Source organism: Acinetobacter sp. 22301, from assembly GCF_052045285.1.
Lineage (GTDB): Bacteria > Pseudomonadota > Gammaproteobacteria > Pseudomonadales > Moraxellaceae > Acinetobacter > Acinetobacter pittii.
Genome location: NZ_JBQEOR010000010.1, coordinates 65,702 through 83,000 on the forward strand (window position 1 = coordinate 65,702; position 17,299 = coordinate 83,000).

The window sequence follows — 17,299 nt, forward strand, 5'->3', positions numbered from 1 at the left end:
AATGCCCTAACTAGCGGCGTGAGCGTCTTGCCCAAGCCAATTCAATCTGTTTCATTCGTGTCAGCGATTCCAACACAAGGTTACGTAAGTGTCGACAAAAATCTTCCATAAATAAAGCGGCTTGTTGTGATTTTCGGATTAAAATTGCATCAGTCACGAGTTTAAATAATGCAAATGCTTCTTGTAGTTCCCGCTTAGAGGTATTTAAGGTCAAAAAATAACTACGACGTAATGAAGGTAATAACTCTTTATAAAATTTCATTAGATAAGGATTCCCCACCATATCTTGCTGTTCAGCTAAATATTGGAAGACCCCATCATAAAATTTTTCGATATCACCTGCTTTGACATGCTCAAGAAGTTGCTCTAATAGCAACTGTAATTGATCTGCTTCATGCGCACGCCATGTTTCGCTCATGCGTTGTACAATATGCCCCAATAACATCATATTTGTATCAAACAACGCTTTAACTTGTTGTGCAGACATTTCTGAAACAATTGCCCCACGGCGTGGAAAAATCTCAATTAAATGAGTACGCTCTAATAATAACAATGCTTCACGAACTGATCCTCGGCTAACGTCAAGTTCTTTGGCAATACGTAGTTCTTGAATACGTTCGCCTTCTACTAGCTCGCCACTAATGATCTGTTCGCTAATATATTTGACAATTTGCTCAGAAAGACTTTCTGTGTCTTCGAGATTCATAAATCACCCGCTACTTTTTATATGCATTAATCCATGCTTTTCTTTCGCATCCTTGTTTTTAACTGATCCCATCGATTAAAAACTATGTCATTGTCTGACAATTTTATTGCATTTTAAGCCAACTCATCTAAAAACAACACCAAAATCAGATGAATAAAAGCTGGAGCGCTCTTATATTTTATAAATAAAAAAAGCTCGAACTCCTAAAAATTCAAGCTTTTAACTATAGTCTTATAAATTTAAAATTTTAGTCTCTAGTGCATAATGCCTTTATAAATAAAATAACTACCTACCACCACTAAGAGGCAAGCAAAACATTTTTTTAACATCTGCGGCGACAACGCATGAGCAACCTTTGCTCCAAACTTCGCTGTGACAAAACTCATGACACTAATGCCAATAAACGCATAGATATGTACGTAACCAATCGTGTTAGGCACTGAGATTTGTTCTTTTGCACCAAACCACATAAAGCCAATCGCTCCAGCAACCGCAATTGGTAAACCGCAAGCGGCAGAAGTCGCGACTGCTTTTTGCATAACCACGCCATGACGGTTTAAGTATGGAACGGTTAAACTTCCTCCCCCAATTCCAAAAATTGCAGAGGCAATACCAATTCCTCCACCCGCCATGAATTGCATAGGGGTTGTAGGAAGCTGACGCGTTGGATCAACAACTACATGTGCTCCTTTAAACATCCGATAGGCCATCACAACCGCAAAAATACCAATAAGAAGTTGCAAATGCTGGCCAGACATCAGGTCAGCAATACCCGCCCCTAAAAATGAACCCAACACCAGTCCAGGAGCTAAATTACGAAAAACAGGCCAAAGTACTGCACCCTTTTTATGATGAGCTGAAACAGAACTAAAAGACGTCACAATAATGGTTGCAAGCGATGTTCCGACTGCAATATGCATGATTACCGCTGGATCATAGTGTAACTGGGTAAAAACGACATAGAGGATTGGTACAATAATTAGTCCACCACCAACTCCAAACAATCCGGCAGTAAAACCAGCAATTGCACCAATGAGTAAATATATGATTAACTCCATAAATGTTTTACCACTCTGCTCATATTCAACATGGATTTAGAGACTCGCCAACTACAACAACTTTTAAGCGCAAAAAACCAGCTTCCAGAAGTGGTTTTATTAAAAGCAACCACAACTTCGACCAATGATGATATTCGTGAAATTGCCCAAAAAGGCATTACAACGGGCTTGGTTTGCAGTGCTCAACAAACTCAAGGGCGAGGTCAACATCAACGGCAATGGATTTCACCTGAAGGAAACATTTATTTAAGCACATTGGTGCAAACTCGAACACCCTTAGATGGTCGCTTAGCACTTGAAGTTGCTCTGAATATTTTGCAAATCCCCCAGTTACAAGCTCTGAATCTGCAAGTGAAATGGCCAAACGATTTATATAGTGCTCAGGGCAAATGGGGTGGAATTTTAGTCGAACCACTGTCTCAGCATCAGGCTATTGTAGGTGTAGGTATTAATTTAAAAACACCACCAGTGACTGATAGTGATCAGCCAATTACCTCTTTAGAGGATTTAGGTCTAGAGCAAATGGGTCGTCTTGAGTTAATTTCAGAGCTCTATGTTGCCATTCAAAATGCTGCTCGCTGGTTTGATCATGGCTGCTACAATTTAGCGGGACGTTTTAACCATCATGCGGCGTGGATTAATCAGCTAGTTCAGTTTGAACATAGTCAAGGACTGATACATGGCCGTTTCGTTGGAATTTCCAATGAAGGTGCAGTAATTCTTGAAACTCCAGAACCACAGCAGTTTTATCAAGGTCGCCTAAGACCACAAATAACTCAGTAATCAGGTATTTTCCCCATGAAAAGTTTATGGCTTGATATCGGAAACACTCGTTTAAAATACTGGATTACTGAAAATCAGCAAATTATTGAACATGCAGCTGAGCTACATTTGCAGTCTCCTGCCGATTTATTACTTGGGTTAATCCAACACTTTAAACATCAAGGTCTACATCGCATTGGAATTTCTTCGGTACTTGATACCGAGAATAATCAACGCATTCAGCAGATTTTAAAATGGCTTGAAATTCCAGTAGTTTTTGCGAAAGTTCACTCTGAATATGCAGGTTTACAGTGTGGTTATGAAGTTCCAAGTCAACTCGGGATTGACCGCTGGTTACAAGTGTTAGCTGTAGCTCAAGCATATGAAAACTATTGCATTATTGGTTGCGGAACAGCGCTCACAATTGACCTAACTCAAGGTAAACAGCATTTAGGAGGTTACATCCTGCCTAATTTGTATTTGCAGCGAGATGCTCTTATTCAAAATACCAAGGGTATTAAAATTCCAGACTCAGCTTTTGACAATCTAAATCCGGGCAATAACACTGTAGATGCAGTACATCACGGTATTTTATTAGGCCTGATTAGTACCATTGAAAATATTATGCAGCAATCTCCTAAAAAGCTGCTGCTAACTGGTGGTGATGCAAAACTATTTGCCAAATTCCTACAAAAATATGAGCCTGTGGTAGAAACCGATCTTTTACTCAAAGGGTTACAGCAATATATTGCTCATTACCCTAAAGATTAAAATACAGAACAAAATAAAAGGCGCTATATGCGCCTTTTATTTTATGGATTTATTTCTTTTGGTCATTATTACCAAACAGTGGCCCCATTCCGCCACCGCCACCGCCAAATTGCTTTTGCATATTGCCTAATGAACGCATCATTTTGCTCATACCAGATGGATTCGCAAATTTCTTCATCATTTTGGCCATTTGCGCTTGTTGCTTAATAAGTTTGTTCACTTCAGCAACATCCATACCGCAACCTGCCGCAATACGCTTTTTACGACTTGGGTTCATCAGGTCTGGATTACGGCGCTCTTTAACAGTCATTGACTGGATAATCGCTTCCATCTTCTTGACTTGTTTTTCAGGGTTCGCTTGCTCAATCGCTTGCTGAATTCCTGCACCGCTCATGCCAGGCAACTTGTCTAAGAAGCCCATCATGCCGCCCATTTTTTTCATTTGCTCAAATTGCATCAGCATATCTTCAAAGTTGAAGCTACCGCCTTTCTGCAATTTTTTCGCCATTTTTTCGGCTTTTTCTTTGTCGATTTTACGTTCAACTTCTTCGACTAAAGAAAGTACGTCACCCATGCCTAAAATACGTTGAGCAACACGGTCTGGATGGAATGGTTCTAAAGCGTCAAGCTTCTCACCCATACCCAAGAACTTGATTGGCTTACCAGTAATGGCACGCACAGAAAGCGCTGCACCACCACGTGCATCACCATCAGTTTTAGTAAGAATCACACCAGTAAGTGCTAAAGCATCATTAAATGCTTTTGCTGTATTTGCAGCATCCTGACCTGTCATGGCATCAACCACAAACAAAGTTTCAGTCGGCTTAACTGCTGCATGTAATTCTTTAATTTCGTCCATCATGTCTGCATCGACATGTAGACGGCCTGCCGTATCGACAATCAATACATCAGCAAACTGGATTTTTGCCTGTTCAATTGCACGATTAACAATATCAATTGGCTTTTCAGAAGGATCTGAAGGAATAAAGCCTGCACCAACTTCATTTGAAACAGTTTCTAACTGTTTAATTGCTGCCGGACGGTAAACGTCGGCAGAAACAGTCATTACTTTTTTCTTTTGACGTTCTTTTAAGAAACGTGCCAGCTTGGCAGCAGTTGTGGTTTTACCTGCACCTTGTAAACCAGCAAGTAATACTACAACAGGAGGTTTCGCACTTAAATCAAGTGTTTCATTCGCCTCCCCCATCATCTTGGTGAGTTCGTCATAGACAATTTTTACAAATGCCTGGCCTGGTGATAACTGAGTCATCACTTCTTGGCCCAATGCCTCTTCCTTAACTTTCGCGATAAATTCACGAGTTACAGGTAACGCGACATCGGCTTCAAGAAGTGCCATACGTACTTCACGTAAGGTATCTTTAATATTGTCTTCGGTCAGCTGCCCTGAGCCAGTAACATTTCTTAAACTCTGTGTGAGTCGTTCTGTTAAGGTATCAAACATTGCAAAATCCGCTTAAAATGGCTAGTTGCAAAAAAATCTTTCTCGAAATAGAAAATTTATGCATAGAATGCTATAGGATACTTTAGTTCGCAGCGAATTTATATCTTATATAGATGAATTAATCCTGAAAAAGGTTTGACATGATTAGCCTCCCCTTGGTTTATACAATTTTGGCACTCATCGCATATACCACTTCTTTCTGGTATCTGTTTATTCGTTTAATGTCAAAACGTGAACCAAACTCATGGTTATTTGCTTTTGTTACTATCTTGGCATTAGTACTGCACGGCACAGTTTTATGCGATGCCATGCTTACACCAGCAGGAATTAACTACGATGTATTTAACCTGATGTCTTTTACATCGGGGCTTATGTTATTGTTAAGCTTAATTTTTAGTACTTTCCGCCCTATTCTGCCGTTAAACTTGTTAGGCATTCCTGTCGCAGCTATTGGTCTTATTTTAGGGTTTGCCTTTAGTCGACCAGATCAATTTATTGAACAGCATTCGTTAGGACTTGATACTCATATCATTCTTTCGCTTTCTGCCTATGCAGTTTTACTGATGGCAACCATACATGCGATCTTAATGTGGTTCCAAAACCGTGAACTCAAAAAGAAACAAAAAAAACGTTTCTGGGTCAACTTACTCCCGCCGATTCAGGCAATGGAATCTTTATTATTTGATCTGATCATTACAGGTTTTATTTTATTAACGATTGCGCTTACATTTGGTTTTTTAACAATTGATAGCTTCTTTGCTCAGCATCTCGCTCATAAAACCGTATTTAGTATTATTTCTTGGTTTATCTATGGCTCATTACTGATCGGCCATTACAAACTTGGCTGGAGAGGTCAAAAAGCAATTCGTTTTACCTTAATGGGTTTTGTACTTTTAGCGATTGGATTTATCGGCAGTAAATTTGTGCTTGAGATGATCTTAGGGCGCTAAAAAAATTAAAATTTAATCGATACTAGACAGCGTTATGCATATCCCGTATAACGCTGTTTTCGTTTTACTCAGGTGACACAGACTGTGAAACTCATACTCGCTCCAATGGAAGGTTTAACTGACCCGATCATGCGGGATACACTCACATCTGTTGGTGATTTCGACTGGTGTGTGACCGAATTTATTCGCGTTACAGACAGCATTTTGCCAGACCACATCTATTATAGTTTTTGTCCTGAACTAAAAAATGATGGTAAAACAGCAGCAGGTACGCCTGTTCATGTTCAGTTCCTAGGTAATAACCCAGATATGCTGGCAGCAAATGCAGCAAAAGTTGTTGAATTGGGTGCACCTGCAATCGACCTTAATTTCGGTTGCCCTGCAAAAACCGTTAATCGACATCGTGGTGGTTCAGTCCTTCTTGATGAGCCAGACGTGGTACATCTGCTGATTAAAGCAGTAAGAGATGCTGTACCTGAACATATTCCTGTTTCAGCAAAAATGCGTTTAGGTTATCTTGATGAAAACCATACGATGGAAAATGCCCACGCTGTTGAAGATGCAGGTGCCAGCTGGTTAACTGTACACGCTCGAACTAAAGCAGATGGCTATACACCACCAGCTTATTGGGAAAAAATTCTACCTATTAAAGAAGCTTTAAAAATTAATGTGATTGCTAACGGTGAAATCTGGACCAATGCTGATGCTAGAGCTTGTCAGCAACAATCTGGCTGTGAAGACTTAATGATTGGCCGTGGTGCGGTAACGACTCCAGATTTAACCCAATGCATTCGCCAAAATATGGATGAAGCATTATTTAGTTGGGAACAACTCGTTGACTTACAAATTCGCTTTTTAAACGGTCAAGCAAAAACAGAAATTGGGATGGTTGGTCGTTATAAGCAATGGTTAGGCATGATGACCAAAGCCTATCCTCAAGCGAAAGAATTATGGGACCAAGTGAAACGTATTAAAGCTTTAGATGAAATTGTTCAACAATTAGAACATACCAGATCAGATACTATTTAACTCGCTATAACCTTAAAAAAAGAGGGCGATTGTTTTCACAACTGCCCTCTTTCGTATTTCAGGTTAAGCTATTATTCTTTTTTAAAAGCCGCTTACTTTCATTTTAAAGTCAGTTACAGAAACGCCAGTGACACCAAAACTCCCCATAGAACCATTAGATAAATTATTAAACGTTGTTGTATTTTGAGTACCCATATTTCCTAAAGTGACATTAGTAAGTGAAGCATCAAATTTACTAGATGCGCCTGTATTCCCAAAAGTTAATCCAGTTGGTTCAACACCTGCATAAAAACCATCTAACACAAAACCAGTTGAGGTATTTGTTCCTGCAAACTTAAACCCAAATGTAGCACCTGTATTATCGGACACTAAAGTAATTGGACAACCCGTAGTAGCAGAACAAATAGATTGAATTGCCCCACCAAATTTAACCATAACGGACTGGGCAGCATGACCCAGTTGAATGTTTAAACGGGGTTTATTGGTTTGTACAAAGTTAATATCTAGATTTCCAGTAGAACGAATGATTTCTTTTACACCCGTATTTACTGTCGTTCCCGAACTAAAAATTGATTTTGGTGCATAACTTGTTAATGCATAATCGGATGGGCTAGATAAAGATGTACTTGGGGCTAAATAAACTGAAAAAGGTAGAAGTCGAATACCATTTACATCATTCCCCATGGATATAGCTAAATTTAAAAAAGGATTTCCCCCCCCAGCATCGGTATCCATTGTAATATTAAAAGAAGGATTACCCGATACAGCGGCTTTAATAAACTCTATACCAGGAACTGGATTAGTAGAGTTTCCAGCAATGACAAAACCAGCTTTACTGTTATAAGAAGTTGAAGCAATACCGTTAGTATCAATGAGTGCGACTTGATTAAATTTAACTTTATCGGCCTGAATTCCTAAAGTTAAACCATTTTGGCCCGTCGTTGCTGCAAGGCTTTGATCATTCAAAGGTTGCATTGCAAAAACACTTGAACTACTGACAAGTAACAGCCAATATCCTATATTTTTATTCTTCATGTCGCTCTAATCCTTAAGAGACAAACGCTTATTATTTGTTCAGACTATCAGAATAATATTCAAGTACAAAGCAATTATCTCTATAACCCGACGAATGCAAATCCAATCACACTAAAATAAAATTTATATAAAAAAGTGACGATAATCGTCACTTTTTTATATTAGTTAAAGGCCCCATTTCTAGGCACAATACTAAAGCTACTATTTAAACGTCCACCAGTAATTGCAAGCTCACCTAAACGTGCTCCAGCTCCTGTTGAAGGCGGATAGAAATTAATGTCTTTAACACGTAATGCGCCGTCAATACTCTTATCAGGGTTAAAATAAACCGCCGTATTTACGCCAACTTTACCTAAACCACTTGTTGTATCTTTACCCACAACCAAAGCACTATTAAACGCTAGCTTTCCTGTAATATTGTCAAAACCAATTGCAGAACCATCAATCGGATCACTAATTTGAACCGTATTTCCAGTTGCTGTCGCAGGCACTGTGAAATCGCCGAGTACAGTTAAGGCACTACCATCTGCAATTGAACTATTTGGCACAATTGATAAGTTAAGATCGCCACCAAACCGGAGTTTTAGACCAAATAAGACATCATTATTTTTGGCAAAATTATCTATAGGTGAAGTACATGAACCCGTCGCTGGACAAGTTTTATATTTAGCCCCTGGTAGATAACCAGCTGCAATTTCTGTTGATAAAGCAAGTAGCATCTCTTTTAAACTAATATTAAGACTGCCATTTTCTAAACCAATACTTCCATTACCTTTGAGGAACATATCGATATTACGTAAGCCCATGTAATAATCAGTAGGACTACCACCATTATTAGCATTTGGAGAACCATCAATTAATAAAATTGAGGTTGTTTTGGTTCCTGTCGCATCACGTCCCGTAGTTCCAGCAGCAATACCAAAACCTAAACGCGAAGTCGTTCCAGATGTAGCCACAACATTTCGAACAGGCTTACCATTTGCATCTTTTGTATAGTAATAAGCACTATTTGCTGGTGCATCTAAACCATATACAGCAGCGTTAGCATTTAAATTATAAAAAGGTAATGCTAAGCCCCACTGGTTATTTGCACCATTGTCTGCAAACTGATTGGCAGCAGCAACATTTGCACTTGTCGTAAAACGACCGCGTCTTGAAAATGCTTGAAACTCTGCTCCACGCATCGCAAGAATTAAGCTAAACGGATTAGTGACCGTATCACGGTGAATGTTATGTTGGTAATCAGCAGCTGTTGTTAAAGTACCCGACCCTAAACGAATTGCATTTAAAGTCGCGTTGTTTGGCATTAATAAAGTTTTTGTATCAGCAAGATTTAGATAAATATTTCCGCTGTCGAAATAACCACGCGTAGCTGAGTTAAGACCAGTTAAATTGCCAAACTCGAAACCATAAGCATTCAGACCTGCTCCACCAATTTCTAAAGTGGTTGCTTTACCATCTGCACCTAGCATTGAATCATTATCTTTAGTGAATTCACCTTTCATACGAAAGGCAATGCCAGAATTACCTAAAATACTATTACTTGAGCCCGTACCCGTAGCAGTATTTGCTGTACCTAATATTGTTGTATCTGACGTACCATCCATGCCACGGACTTGTAAATAACTATTTACCATACGTCCGCTAGCACCTAAACGAATCAAACCTTTCGCATTTTGGGGACTATTAGTTGCGTCTAAAGCATAAGGGTTAGTTTTATCCACATTAGAACTTAACATGACCTCAATATTCAGGCCTGAATTAGTTACTTTTCCACTACTGTCTACATATGTGCCTGCTGTTAGACCAGAAGCTGAATCTGCTACACGGTTAAAATCAACATAGCCATAGGTACTATTTGGAGTTTGCCCTACACTAGCAACGTTAGTTCCAGTATTCGTCTGTAAAACTAGGCCACGAGTTGGGTCAATCAGCATGGCTCCTTTACCCACAAAATTAAAGTTAAAATTTCTTAAAATTAATTGATTTAACTGACTACGAGCATCTAATTGCCCTAAATAAATATTGGCATTATTAATACCAAGCGTCATGCTCGACTGACTATTTGCATTAAATAGACCATCTTGGGTTGTAAGTGCCAAATTTAGAGGAGAAGTCGTTTGAATAGCTAGCTGCCCCAGTGTCGGCGAACAAGTAGCAGAGTTATTACATACTTTAAAACTATTTACAGTTATAAGTGATGGACTGCTTTGCATAGAAAAGTCGAGTCCAGTTTTACCCGTAGTTGGGTTACTCCCTACATCTAAACGGTAATTTGTACTTAAAGGCTGACTAGATGCATTACTTTTTTGAACTTTTATCCCGCTCGCTTGAGCTCTTAAGACCTGATCTGCACTACTAGGTGTACCTGCATGGTCATCCCAGTAAGCATTATCAATATTGATTTCATTAAACGTCGTTTGAATCGAAATCCCATCTTGCCCATTAACAGCACTCAAGTCAGCATCAGTTAAAGCTTCTAACGCAAAAACATGTCCGCTCACTAACAACATGCTGGTTGTTAATGCGTTTAAAATAAACTTTGAGCTGTGATTTTCTTTATTTTTTTTCATCACTTCAGTTCCTTTGAAATCTACATTAACCCTTAACAACGAGGATGGCTGCCATCACAGCTAAAGACCATGACTTTTCCTTGGATAGCCAAATTCCCATTCATCATCAAGCCCATAAAACCAGTTTCACGTCCATGGTCATACGCCGATGGTGTTGCAGTAGCAACTTGCTGGTTTGCACTATTAGCAGTAGCCGCATAAGTTGGCTTTTTGAAATATGCATAATCATACATATTTGCACTCGACCCTTGCGCTGTTGTTGAGCTGGTAAAGTTATCTTGCTCAATTGATAAAGCATTAAAACCAAAGTTACGAATTAAAATTGGCTGTGCCGCACTAAAACTAAGCTGAATAGCAGGCTTAATCATTTCAGTATTATTTTTATCCAAATACTTTAAATCAGCGCCATCCAAACCCATCTTTTGAATATTTAAAGTACCTTGTACGCCTTTAAATACGAGCCAAAGTTTATTACCACTATCACTATTTTCGGCCCAACCACTTGGTTTACTCGCATCTGCTTGTACAAAACGCTTATTAATTGCCAAGCCAAGATGGCAAAACTCTACGTTCTCACAGACACCACCACTACCATTGTCAAATACACCGTTAGCTGTTTGGTTTAAATTGAGCATTAAAGATAAATCAGCACCAGCTTGACCATTAATCGCCTGTAATGCTTCATTATCTAAAGTTTGTAGCTCTGCATGAGTCACTGTTGCACAAAGAGCAAGGAGTAAAGCAGTTATTTTTTTCATCGCGTTACCCACCTCTTATAGACCTTTAGTTGTCAGTTTCAAGTGTTGGATTAAAACACCATCAATGACAGCAGACCCCAGGTTATTTATTGGGCTAGAATTTATAACAGGTGTGGGCGCCTGATTTAATGTTGGAAAAGTTGTACCTGTCATTCCATTATTAGCGCCAATTAAATTATTTACTTCATTATTTGCTGCAGTTAACCAAACAGCTGATGAGTTTGCCCAAACACGGTTTGCAATTGAACCATACATAGGTGTAGTTCCAGAAGTGCTACTACAACCAATAGTTGGAGAACATGTAGCATCAGCAGGCTTTGTTGTTGGAGCTAAAATTGCCCAAGGTGTTGAGCCATTATTATATTCCCACTGATATAAATATCCTGTTGTACCAGCACCACAAATAAATAGAGTACAACTATAAGACTGAACCCACGTCTGAGTATTTACTCCACGTTGTTTATAATGTACTTCAGTCATCTGATTTGAATAAGTTGTTCGTGAAACCGTACCTGAATTTAACTTACCAAACGAAATACCTACTGCTCCTTCATCGGTTGAAGCTCTTAGAGTTTTTCCGCCATCCTCACTAAAGGCAGTACCAATGGTAATACTACTGTGTGTTGCATTATAGCCTTGATAATTTTTACCACCTAAAGTTAGTTGGTTACCACATTGATAAACGTTACAAGTTGAGCCTTTATAAGAGGTATCCACACCGCTATAGTCAGTATAAATTTGTTTATAAATTTCTGGTTTATTCGCAATACGGGCAATTTCTAAACTAAAGTTTTTACCATCAGAACCTAAAATCAAAGGCTGGTACAAAGTACCTAATACAAGATTTATATTTGGGTTATAAAGGTAAACTCCCTCGTTAGCATCAAAAGTGGGTGCTACGCCACCATTAATTGCAGGTGTGATAAGGTTTCCACTATCGCTCGTTTCACGTGTACTCAAACGTAAAACTCCAGCATTCGATAAACCTGAAGCATCCCACGTTTTTGTGGCAGTTTTACTATCTGTACGTGTACGTTTTTCTACATAATAGCGGCATCCCGCTGAGGTACCAAAACTTCCTGTTCCTCCATTATTACAATCACCTGTTGTGCTTGTACTTAATGTTGAATTAGCACCTGCATGAATAAGAGTCCACGGAGTAGTAGTAGATCCCTCAGTTAGAGAACTTGTAGTAATAGCCTTAACATCCTTGCTGTCTCCGCTATTCAAACGTATAACTCCGGCAACCCCCAAAGTATTATTATAAAAAGGGCTCATTCCACCAGCAGATGTTGCTCCGCCTAATGTTTGGAAAAGCTGTAAACGGCTGCCATTTAAGCTAAAGTTATTCCACACTCCTTGTAAACGAAGACGGTTTGCACGAGTTGCATCAGTACTTGTACCAATTAAACCATTTGAGTCGCCATAATTAAATTGATCTGCTGCTCCATTTATTTTATTCGGATTTCGAACAAAGATATCGGACCATAGACCTAGTTTCAACTTATAAGCATCTATACCAGCCGTATCTTTTGTTCCAATCTCATATAAAGGTGCTTCCAAAGCTAGATAGGTTAATTGACAATTAGGATCAGTCGCACCTGTACAATTATTTGCACTAAAATTCGGTACTGAATTTTCAGTTGCAACTTTAAATATCCAAGGGTTAACAGCTGTACCCCAGCTTGATATTGCTGCTGCCTCAGTAGAAGCTATACGTGTATTAGTATTATTATCAGATTTGGATAAAGCAAGGCCATAAAGATAAATATCAGCTTTACCCACTGCACGGTCACCTGAATCAACCGAACCGTTTTTATTGGTGTCTGCCGAAGTCATACTTAATGGACCTACGGGTACATAATTGATATAACCCGTATCTTTAGTGCGGTCAGTTAAAATTTGGTTTGTAGTTTCATTCGCTCCAGCTCCACGAAATACCATATAAGTATTCTGTGGCAAGATAGCAATACCTTCACCAGTGGTTTCACTTAAACCTGCATCAGAAAGTTCTTCAAGAGCAAAACTTGGCTGACTTATACAAAAGCCAATTAAACTTGCCAGAACGGTTTTTTGAAACCTTACCGTATAATTAAGTGTAGTCATCTTGACCTTCCTGTTTATACGATGCCGCGCACCATATTTATTTTTCTTTAACAATCCTTGATGCTAGGTGAATTTTTCCTTTTCTCCCTAGACTAGAAGGCAAATCCAAATAGATATTGCCAACCCTTCCACATTTCCATTATGCGCAATATTTGCACGAATGCAAAAAAAAGAGCTTAAAAACTTACTTTTCCGATGAATGTAAAATTTAAAACTATGCATTCATACTTAGCAGAATTTTAAACTTCCGTAGCAGTTTGGAGCAAAAGACTGATTAGCTAATTGTAAATTCTGTAATTCTAGTACTGCTGGTCTCGCGTTTGATAAATCCCTTGTCCCAACATTAAAATCACCACCAATACAATTTACAGCCAAGAAACCACAGTTTAATGGATTCTGGGTTAATTCTTTACTCACTTCAGTAAGTGCATCTCTAATAGTATCTGTTTTAATAACGACGCTATTAGTCGGGTCAATTCGACCAATATCTATTGGATTTGATAACTCTAGCCACCAACCACGCATTGCTGTTGATACTGTTCCAGGCCAACGTATATCTTGTCCCTGCATCGATAATGATAATGGACTACCACTCAAATCAATTTTATGGATATAACCTAAATTTTCTAACAACGGTACTGTTACAGGTAAATTATTAATGGTCCCACGAAGATTACCATTTAACGTAATTCCCCCAAGGATATCAACATCAGCTGCCAGTGTACCCGACAAATCAATACCATTGACTATAGCAGAGGCTAATAAATTTACACTGCTCATCCGGTGTCCGGATACAATTGATTGTGGTAATGATAACTGTGCTTTTTGGGTAGGGGACAGTGTTATATCATAAGACTTAGTCTGGAAATCAAGATTAAATCCTGCTCCTAATGCAATTTCACCTCTAGCTTTACCTGTAATTGCTTGGTTAACACCACAACCCGAAGGAGATGGATATACGCCACAAGCAGGACTACCTGTTTGCGTGATGCGTGCAGCCTCAACAGTCGCCGCACCTACTTGGGGTGCTACTACCATATAACCACTTAAACTATTAATACCATTTGGTGTAGCTGAGTTTTCTGTGCCAATAGTTAAAAGCCCTTCAACTGCTTCAGCACTCAAGCGAATACCAGCTACTTCACGAGTTGATGCACTATTTGGGTTCTTTATTGCCAATTCGAAAAAAGGATTTGTCAGTTTAGCATCGCTTGCTACCCGGCCCTCGCGTGTATCTGCTACACCACTTAAACTAACATTATCAAAATCAATATCACAGCCGCCTGCACCATTTATCCCACCACAACCTAACTGAAGTTTACGAATATTGGCATTAATTTCTAACTCGGCCTCTAAACCTAATTTATAAAATCCTACATTACTACTGCTATCACGCAATTTTTCCAGATTTGCCGAATCATTAGGTGCAATATAAGACATACTCATCAGGGCTTGGCCCCGAGTTGCTGATAGTTCCGAATCAGACATAGGCACCAGTGTAGAAGCAGCGTAAGCTGAAGAAAAACATAAGCTTCCGAGTGTCAAAAGTGCTACTCGAAGAGACGTAAACTGTCGCATGGCCGACCTCCGTATCCGTGGGGGCATAATCCTGTTTAATTTCTTTTTATTTGGCTTATCTACATTTGATCATGTATTTAACTAAACATTATCAAAGAGAGCCTATATCTACTCTATTTGCTTTTAAATTCTGTGATACAGAGCAAAAAACAAATCAATCATTGATCATTTTATATCATTTTTTACAAAAGAAAACTGTCGTTTATCATAATTCCGATAAACGCTTCTCATAAAAATTTTATGTATAAAATTGGGCCACCTCAGTGACCCATCATTATTAAAACTATTATTCAGCTAAGAAAATTATGTTTTAGGAAGTGTAACACCTGTTTGACCTTGGTATTTACCACCACGGTCTTTATAAGAGGTTTCACATACTTCATCACTTTCAAAGAATAGCATTTGTGCTACGCCTTCCCCTGCATAAATACGTGCAGGTAAATTTGTTGTATTTGAAAATTCTAAAGTAACGTGACCTTCCCATTCAGGTTCTAATGGAGTCACATTTACAATAATACCGCAACGAGCGTAGGTCGATTTACCTAAGCACACTGTTAACACATTGCGAGGAATACGGAAATATTCAATTGTACGCGCTAGGGCAAATGAGTTTGGCGGAATAATACAAACATCAGACTCAATATCGATAAAACTTTTGTCATCAAAATTCTTTGGATCGACAATTGCAGAATGTACGTTTGTAAAAACCTTGAATTCACGGGCACAGCGTACATCATAACCATAGCTAGAGACCCCGTAAGAAATCAACTTTTCACCATTTTCATCAAAACGGACTTGATTCTCTGCATAAGGTTCAATCATGCCGTGTTTTTCGCTCATCTCGCGAATCCAACGATCAGACTTAATGGCCATGTATTTTCTATCCAAAAGGTAAATTCATTGATTTCGACGTACTTTAACTTAAAAAACCAATTATGAAAACAACACAGAGCTACTCAAATAAATAAGAATAGCTCAGCAGTACGTTTAAAGGTTCAGTAAAGCAGAATAACTAATTGGAATTGAAAAGCTGACCAATACAAGTGAAGCGGTTTTTTGCAAGTTAGTTTGATTTAACCAACCCACTTTCTTAGAAGCTAAAACCGATCCCAAGAAAATCCAGAACAATGCAATTGGGGTAATAAGCGCTAAATAAGCCATCATATGAATTAAATAAATATGAAAATTACTCCATGCAGCTACCGGGAAAATTGCTGAGGCAAAGAGTAAGGCTTTTGGGTTTAATAAAGTGGCGCAGAATAACTCACGAGCACGAATCGTTGGCTGATTTAATTCAACTTCTTGATTTGCCGTATGCCATAACTTGATGGCTAAGAAAATAATATAGCAAGCGCTCAATAGCTTTAGAATAGGCGGCAGCATTGGTAGTGTGCTAGACACTTTTCCAATCAGCATTCCCCATGCAGAAATAGAGATGACATAACCCAAAACTTCTGCTGGAATAAGTTTTACTGACTTCCTTAAGCCCACTTGTACCCCAGAAGAAGCGAGCAGAGTATTGGTTGGACCAGGAGTAAGTAAAATTGTGGCTACTAAGCCAATAAAAAGCCATGAAATCATTGAATGACCTCACAATATAGTCATCTCAGATTAATAGATATCCTGTCACAAGGCAAAAGGTAATTGTAAGACAAAGTATTTCAAATTATTTTTAAAACAAAAATAAAGTATATAAAAACAATTATTTATACAAAAATCACATAAAGTCGAGAAGAAAACTTTACGGTCAGTTGTTATACTTTTCAAATAGATTATGAGTTAAGTAACATAAGTATTTTTATTTTAAGTCTATTTTTCCATCAAAAGTCTTTATAATAAAAAATATATAGCAATGGTAAGTTTAAATTTTAAGCTTTTAATAAGTTTCAATTCATATATTGTTTCTGATTTTTTTATATAGAGCATCGCGCTTTACTACCCTTAATGATTATGGCAAAGCATTTTTTTCAATCTTGGCTTCCCTCCCCCGAGAAAGTTTCAAATATGAAATTTCTAAGGATTTTTGGTAAAAAGACCCTTAATCCTGTGCTTTGGTATGTCAATCGAAAATCAATCACCCGAGCTGTTTTTGTTGGAACTTTTTTTGGTTTACTGCCTATTCCTTTTCACAGCGTATTTATTGTGATGGCGGTATTACTATTTGAAGTAAATTTACCAATTAGCTTGATGCTCGCTTGGTTAAGTAACCCGCTTACATTAGTTCCTATTCTATATATTGGTTTTTGGTTCGGTGCCCACATTTTTCATGTGCATATGATTAACAAAGAAATGTTGCTGGGTGTATTGCATCAGATTTCTCGTTGGATTACTCATTTCGGCCATGGCCACATTGATTTTAGCCTCGCGAAAATCTTGATGACTGGACTTGTTGTAGAAGCTTTTGTATTTGCTGTTATTTTATATATATGCACAGAAATTTTCTGGCGCTGGATGGTTGTTAAAAACTGGAAAAGTAGACATCGTCAAAAGAAGCAAGAAGAGGTTTTATAA

The 17,299-nt window shown here is 38.4% G+C and carries 15 protein-coding genes; 5 read left to right on the forward strand and 10 right to left on the reverse strand.

Annotated elements, in window-relative coordinates; translation table 11 throughout:
- Positions 1-10: 10 nt before the first annotated feature.
- Positions 11-706 (reverse strand): GntR family transcriptional regulator, encoded by a 696-nt coding sequence (locus ACTJJH_RS14560; RefSeq protein ID WP_002120391.1) that lies wholly within the window; start codon positions 704-706, stop codon positions 11-13.
- Between the two features lie 254 nt (positions 707-960).
- The gene (locus tag ACTJJH_RS14565) at positions 961-1,764 is read right to left on the reverse strand and encodes a sulfite exporter TauE/SafE family protein (protein WP_032006734.1); all 804 of its coding nucleotides are present in this window, start codon (positions 1,762-1,764) and stop codon (positions 961-963) included.
- Positions 1,765-1,794: 30 nt separating this feature from the next.
- On the opposite strand from ACTJJH_RS14565, the gene ACTJJH_RS14570 reads away from it, so the two are divergent.
- Positions 1,795-2,547: a biotin--[acetyl-CoA-carboxylase] ligase gene (locus ACTJJH_RS14570; protein ID WP_068565938.1), complete on the forward strand. Its 753-nt coding sequence runs from the start codon at positions 1,795-1,797 to the stop codon at positions 2,545-2,547.
- A 15-nt stretch (positions 2,548-2,562) separates the two neighbouring features.
- Positions 2,563-3,297 carry a pantothenate kinase gene (locus ACTJJH_RS14575; protein WP_440601342.1) on the forward strand — a complete coding sequence of 245 codons (735 nt, stop codon included), beginning with the start codon at positions 2,563-2,565 and terminating at the stop codon, positions 3,295-3,297.
- A 49-nt stretch (positions 3,298-3,346) separates the two neighbouring features.
- Here the strand turns inward: ACTJJH_RS14575 and ffh are convergent, their stop codons facing one another.
- Entirely contained in the window at positions 3,347-4,759 is a 1,413-nt protein-coding gene (ffh, locus tag ACTJJH_RS14580) for a signal recognition particle protein (protein ID WP_002120334.1), read from the reverse strand.
- 140 nt (positions 4,760-4,899) lie between these two features.
- Between ffh and ACTJJH_RS14585 the strand changes: the two genes are divergently transcribed.
- A complete protein-coding gene (locus ACTJJH_RS14585; protein WP_002120294.1) occupies positions 4,900-5,709 on the forward strand; it encodes a cytochrome C assembly family protein in 810 nt (269 codons plus the stop codon).
- 84 nt (positions 5,710-5,793) lie between these two features.
- Positions 5,794-6,738 carry a tRNA dihydrouridine synthase gene (locus ACTJJH_RS14590; protein WP_068613151.1) on the forward strand — a complete coding sequence of 315 codons (945 nt, stop codon included), beginning with the start codon at positions 5,794-5,796 and terminating at the stop codon, positions 6,736-6,738.
- A gap of 81 nt (positions 6,739-6,819) precedes the next feature.
- On the opposite strand, the gene ACTJJH_RS14595 is transcribed toward ACTJJH_RS14590, so the two are convergent.
- The 7 genes from ACTJJH_RS14595 to ACTJJH_RS14625 all read right to left on the reverse strand — a co-directional run bounded on the left by ACTJJH_RS14595 (position 6,820) and on the right by ACTJJH_RS14625 (position 16,369).
- On the reverse strand, positions 6,820-7,773 hold the full coding sequence (locus tag ACTJJH_RS14595; RefSeq protein WP_440601343.1) for a DUF6160 family protein: 954 nt from the start codon (positions 7,771-7,773) through the stop codon (positions 6,820-6,822).
- 161 nt (positions 7,774-7,934) lie between these two features.
- Complete coding sequence (locus ACTJJH_RS14600) at positions 7,935-10,346, reverse strand: DUF6160 family protein (RefSeq protein ID WP_440601344.1); 2,412 nt, start codon at positions 10,344-10,346, stop codon at positions 7,935-7,937.
- A 32-nt stretch (positions 10,347-10,378) separates the two neighbouring features.
- Positions 10,379-11,104: a DUF6160 family protein gene (locus ACTJJH_RS14605; RefSeq protein ID WP_032036779.1), complete on the reverse strand. Its 726-nt coding sequence runs from the start codon at positions 11,102-11,104 to the stop codon at positions 10,379-10,381.
- Positions 11,105-11,119: 15 nt separating this feature from the next.
- Positions 11,120-13,210 carry a hypothetical protein gene (locus ACTJJH_RS14610; RefSeq protein WP_069035953.1) on the reverse strand — a complete coding sequence of 697 codons (2,091 nt, stop codon included), beginning with the start codon at positions 13,208-13,210 and terminating at the stop codon, positions 11,120-11,122.
- Positions 13,211-13,438: 228 nt separating this feature from the next.
- The gene (locus tag ACTJJH_RS14615; protein WP_039756282.1) at positions 13,439-14,788 is read right to left on the reverse strand and encodes a hypothetical protein; all 1,350 of its coding nucleotides are present in this window, start codon (positions 14,786-14,788) and stop codon (positions 13,439-13,441) included.
- 303 nt (positions 14,789-15,091) lie between these two features.
- Positions 15,092-15,661: a dCTP deaminase gene (dcd, locus tag ACTJJH_RS14620; RefSeq protein WP_003653416.1), complete on the reverse strand. Its 570-nt coding sequence runs from the start codon at positions 15,659-15,661 to the stop codon at positions 15,092-15,094.
- A 114-nt stretch (positions 15,662-15,775) separates the two neighbouring features.
- Positions 15,776-16,369 (reverse strand): LysE family translocator, encoded by a 594-nt coding sequence (locus ACTJJH_RS14625; RefSeq protein ID WP_005071033.1) that lies wholly within the window; start codon positions 16,367-16,369, stop codon positions 15,776-15,778.
- 363 nt (positions 16,370-16,732) lie between these two features.
- Between ACTJJH_RS14625 and ACTJJH_RS14630 the strand changes: the two genes are divergently transcribed.
- On the forward strand, positions 16,733-17,299 hold the full coding sequence (locus ACTJJH_RS14630; protein WP_017401861.1) for a DUF2062 domain-containing protein: 567 nt from the start codon (positions 16,733-16,735) through the stop codon (positions 17,297-17,299).

Coding starts and splice junctions, on each gene's coding strand:
- ACTJJH_RS14560 (WP_002120391.1), bottom strand. CDS start 706: ATGAATCTCGAAGACACAGAAAGTCTTTCTGAGCAAATTGTCAAATAT.
- ACTJJH_RS14565 (WP_032006734.1), bottom strand. CDS start 1,764: ATGGAGTTAATCATATATTTACTCATTGGTGCAATTGCTGGTTTTACT.
- ACTJJH_RS14570 (WP_068565938.1), top strand. CDS start 1,795: ATGGATTTAGAGACTCGCCAACTACAACAACTTTTAAGCGCAAAAAAC.
- ACTJJH_RS14575 (WP_440601342.1), top strand. CDS start 2,563: ATGAAAAGTTTATGGCTTGATATCGGAAACACTCGTTTAAAATACTGG.
- ffh (WP_002120334.1), bottom strand. CDS start 4,759: ATGTTTGATACCTTAACAGAACGACTCACACAGAGTTTAAGAAATGTT.
- ACTJJH_RS14585 (WP_002120294.1), top strand. CDS start 4,900: ATGATTAGCCTCCCCTTGGTTTATACAATTTTGGCACTCATCGCATAT.
- ACTJJH_RS14595 (WP_440601343.1), bottom strand. CDS start 7,773: ATGAAGAATAAAAATATAGGATATTGGCTGTTACTTGTCAGTAGTTCA.
- ACTJJH_RS14600 (WP_440601344.1), bottom strand. CDS start 10,346: ATGAAAAAAAATAAAGAAAATCACAGCTCAAAGTTTATTTTAAACGCA.
- ACTJJH_RS14605 (WP_032036779.1), bottom strand. CDS start 11,104: ATGAAAAAAATAACTGCTTTACTCCTTGCTCTTTGTGCAACAGTGACT.
- ACTJJH_RS14610 (WP_069035953.1), bottom strand. CDS start 13,210: ATGACTACACTTAATTATACGGTAAGGTTTCAAAAAACCGTTCTGGCA.
- ACTJJH_RS14615 (WP_039756282.1), bottom strand. CDS start 14,788: ATGCGACAGTTTACGTCTCTTCGAGTAGCACTTTTGACACTCGGAAGC.
- dcd (WP_003653416.1), bottom strand. CDS start 15,661: ATGGCCATTAAGTCTGATCGTTGGATTCGCGAGATGAGCGAAAAACAC.
- ACTJJH_RS14625 (WP_005071033.1), bottom strand. CDS start 16,369: ATGATTTCATGGCTTTTTATTGGCTTAGTAGCCACAATTTTACTTACT.
- ACTJJH_RS14630 (WP_017401861.1), top strand. CDS start 16,733: ATGATTATGGCAAAGCATTTTTTTCAATCTTGGCTTCCCTCCCCCGAG.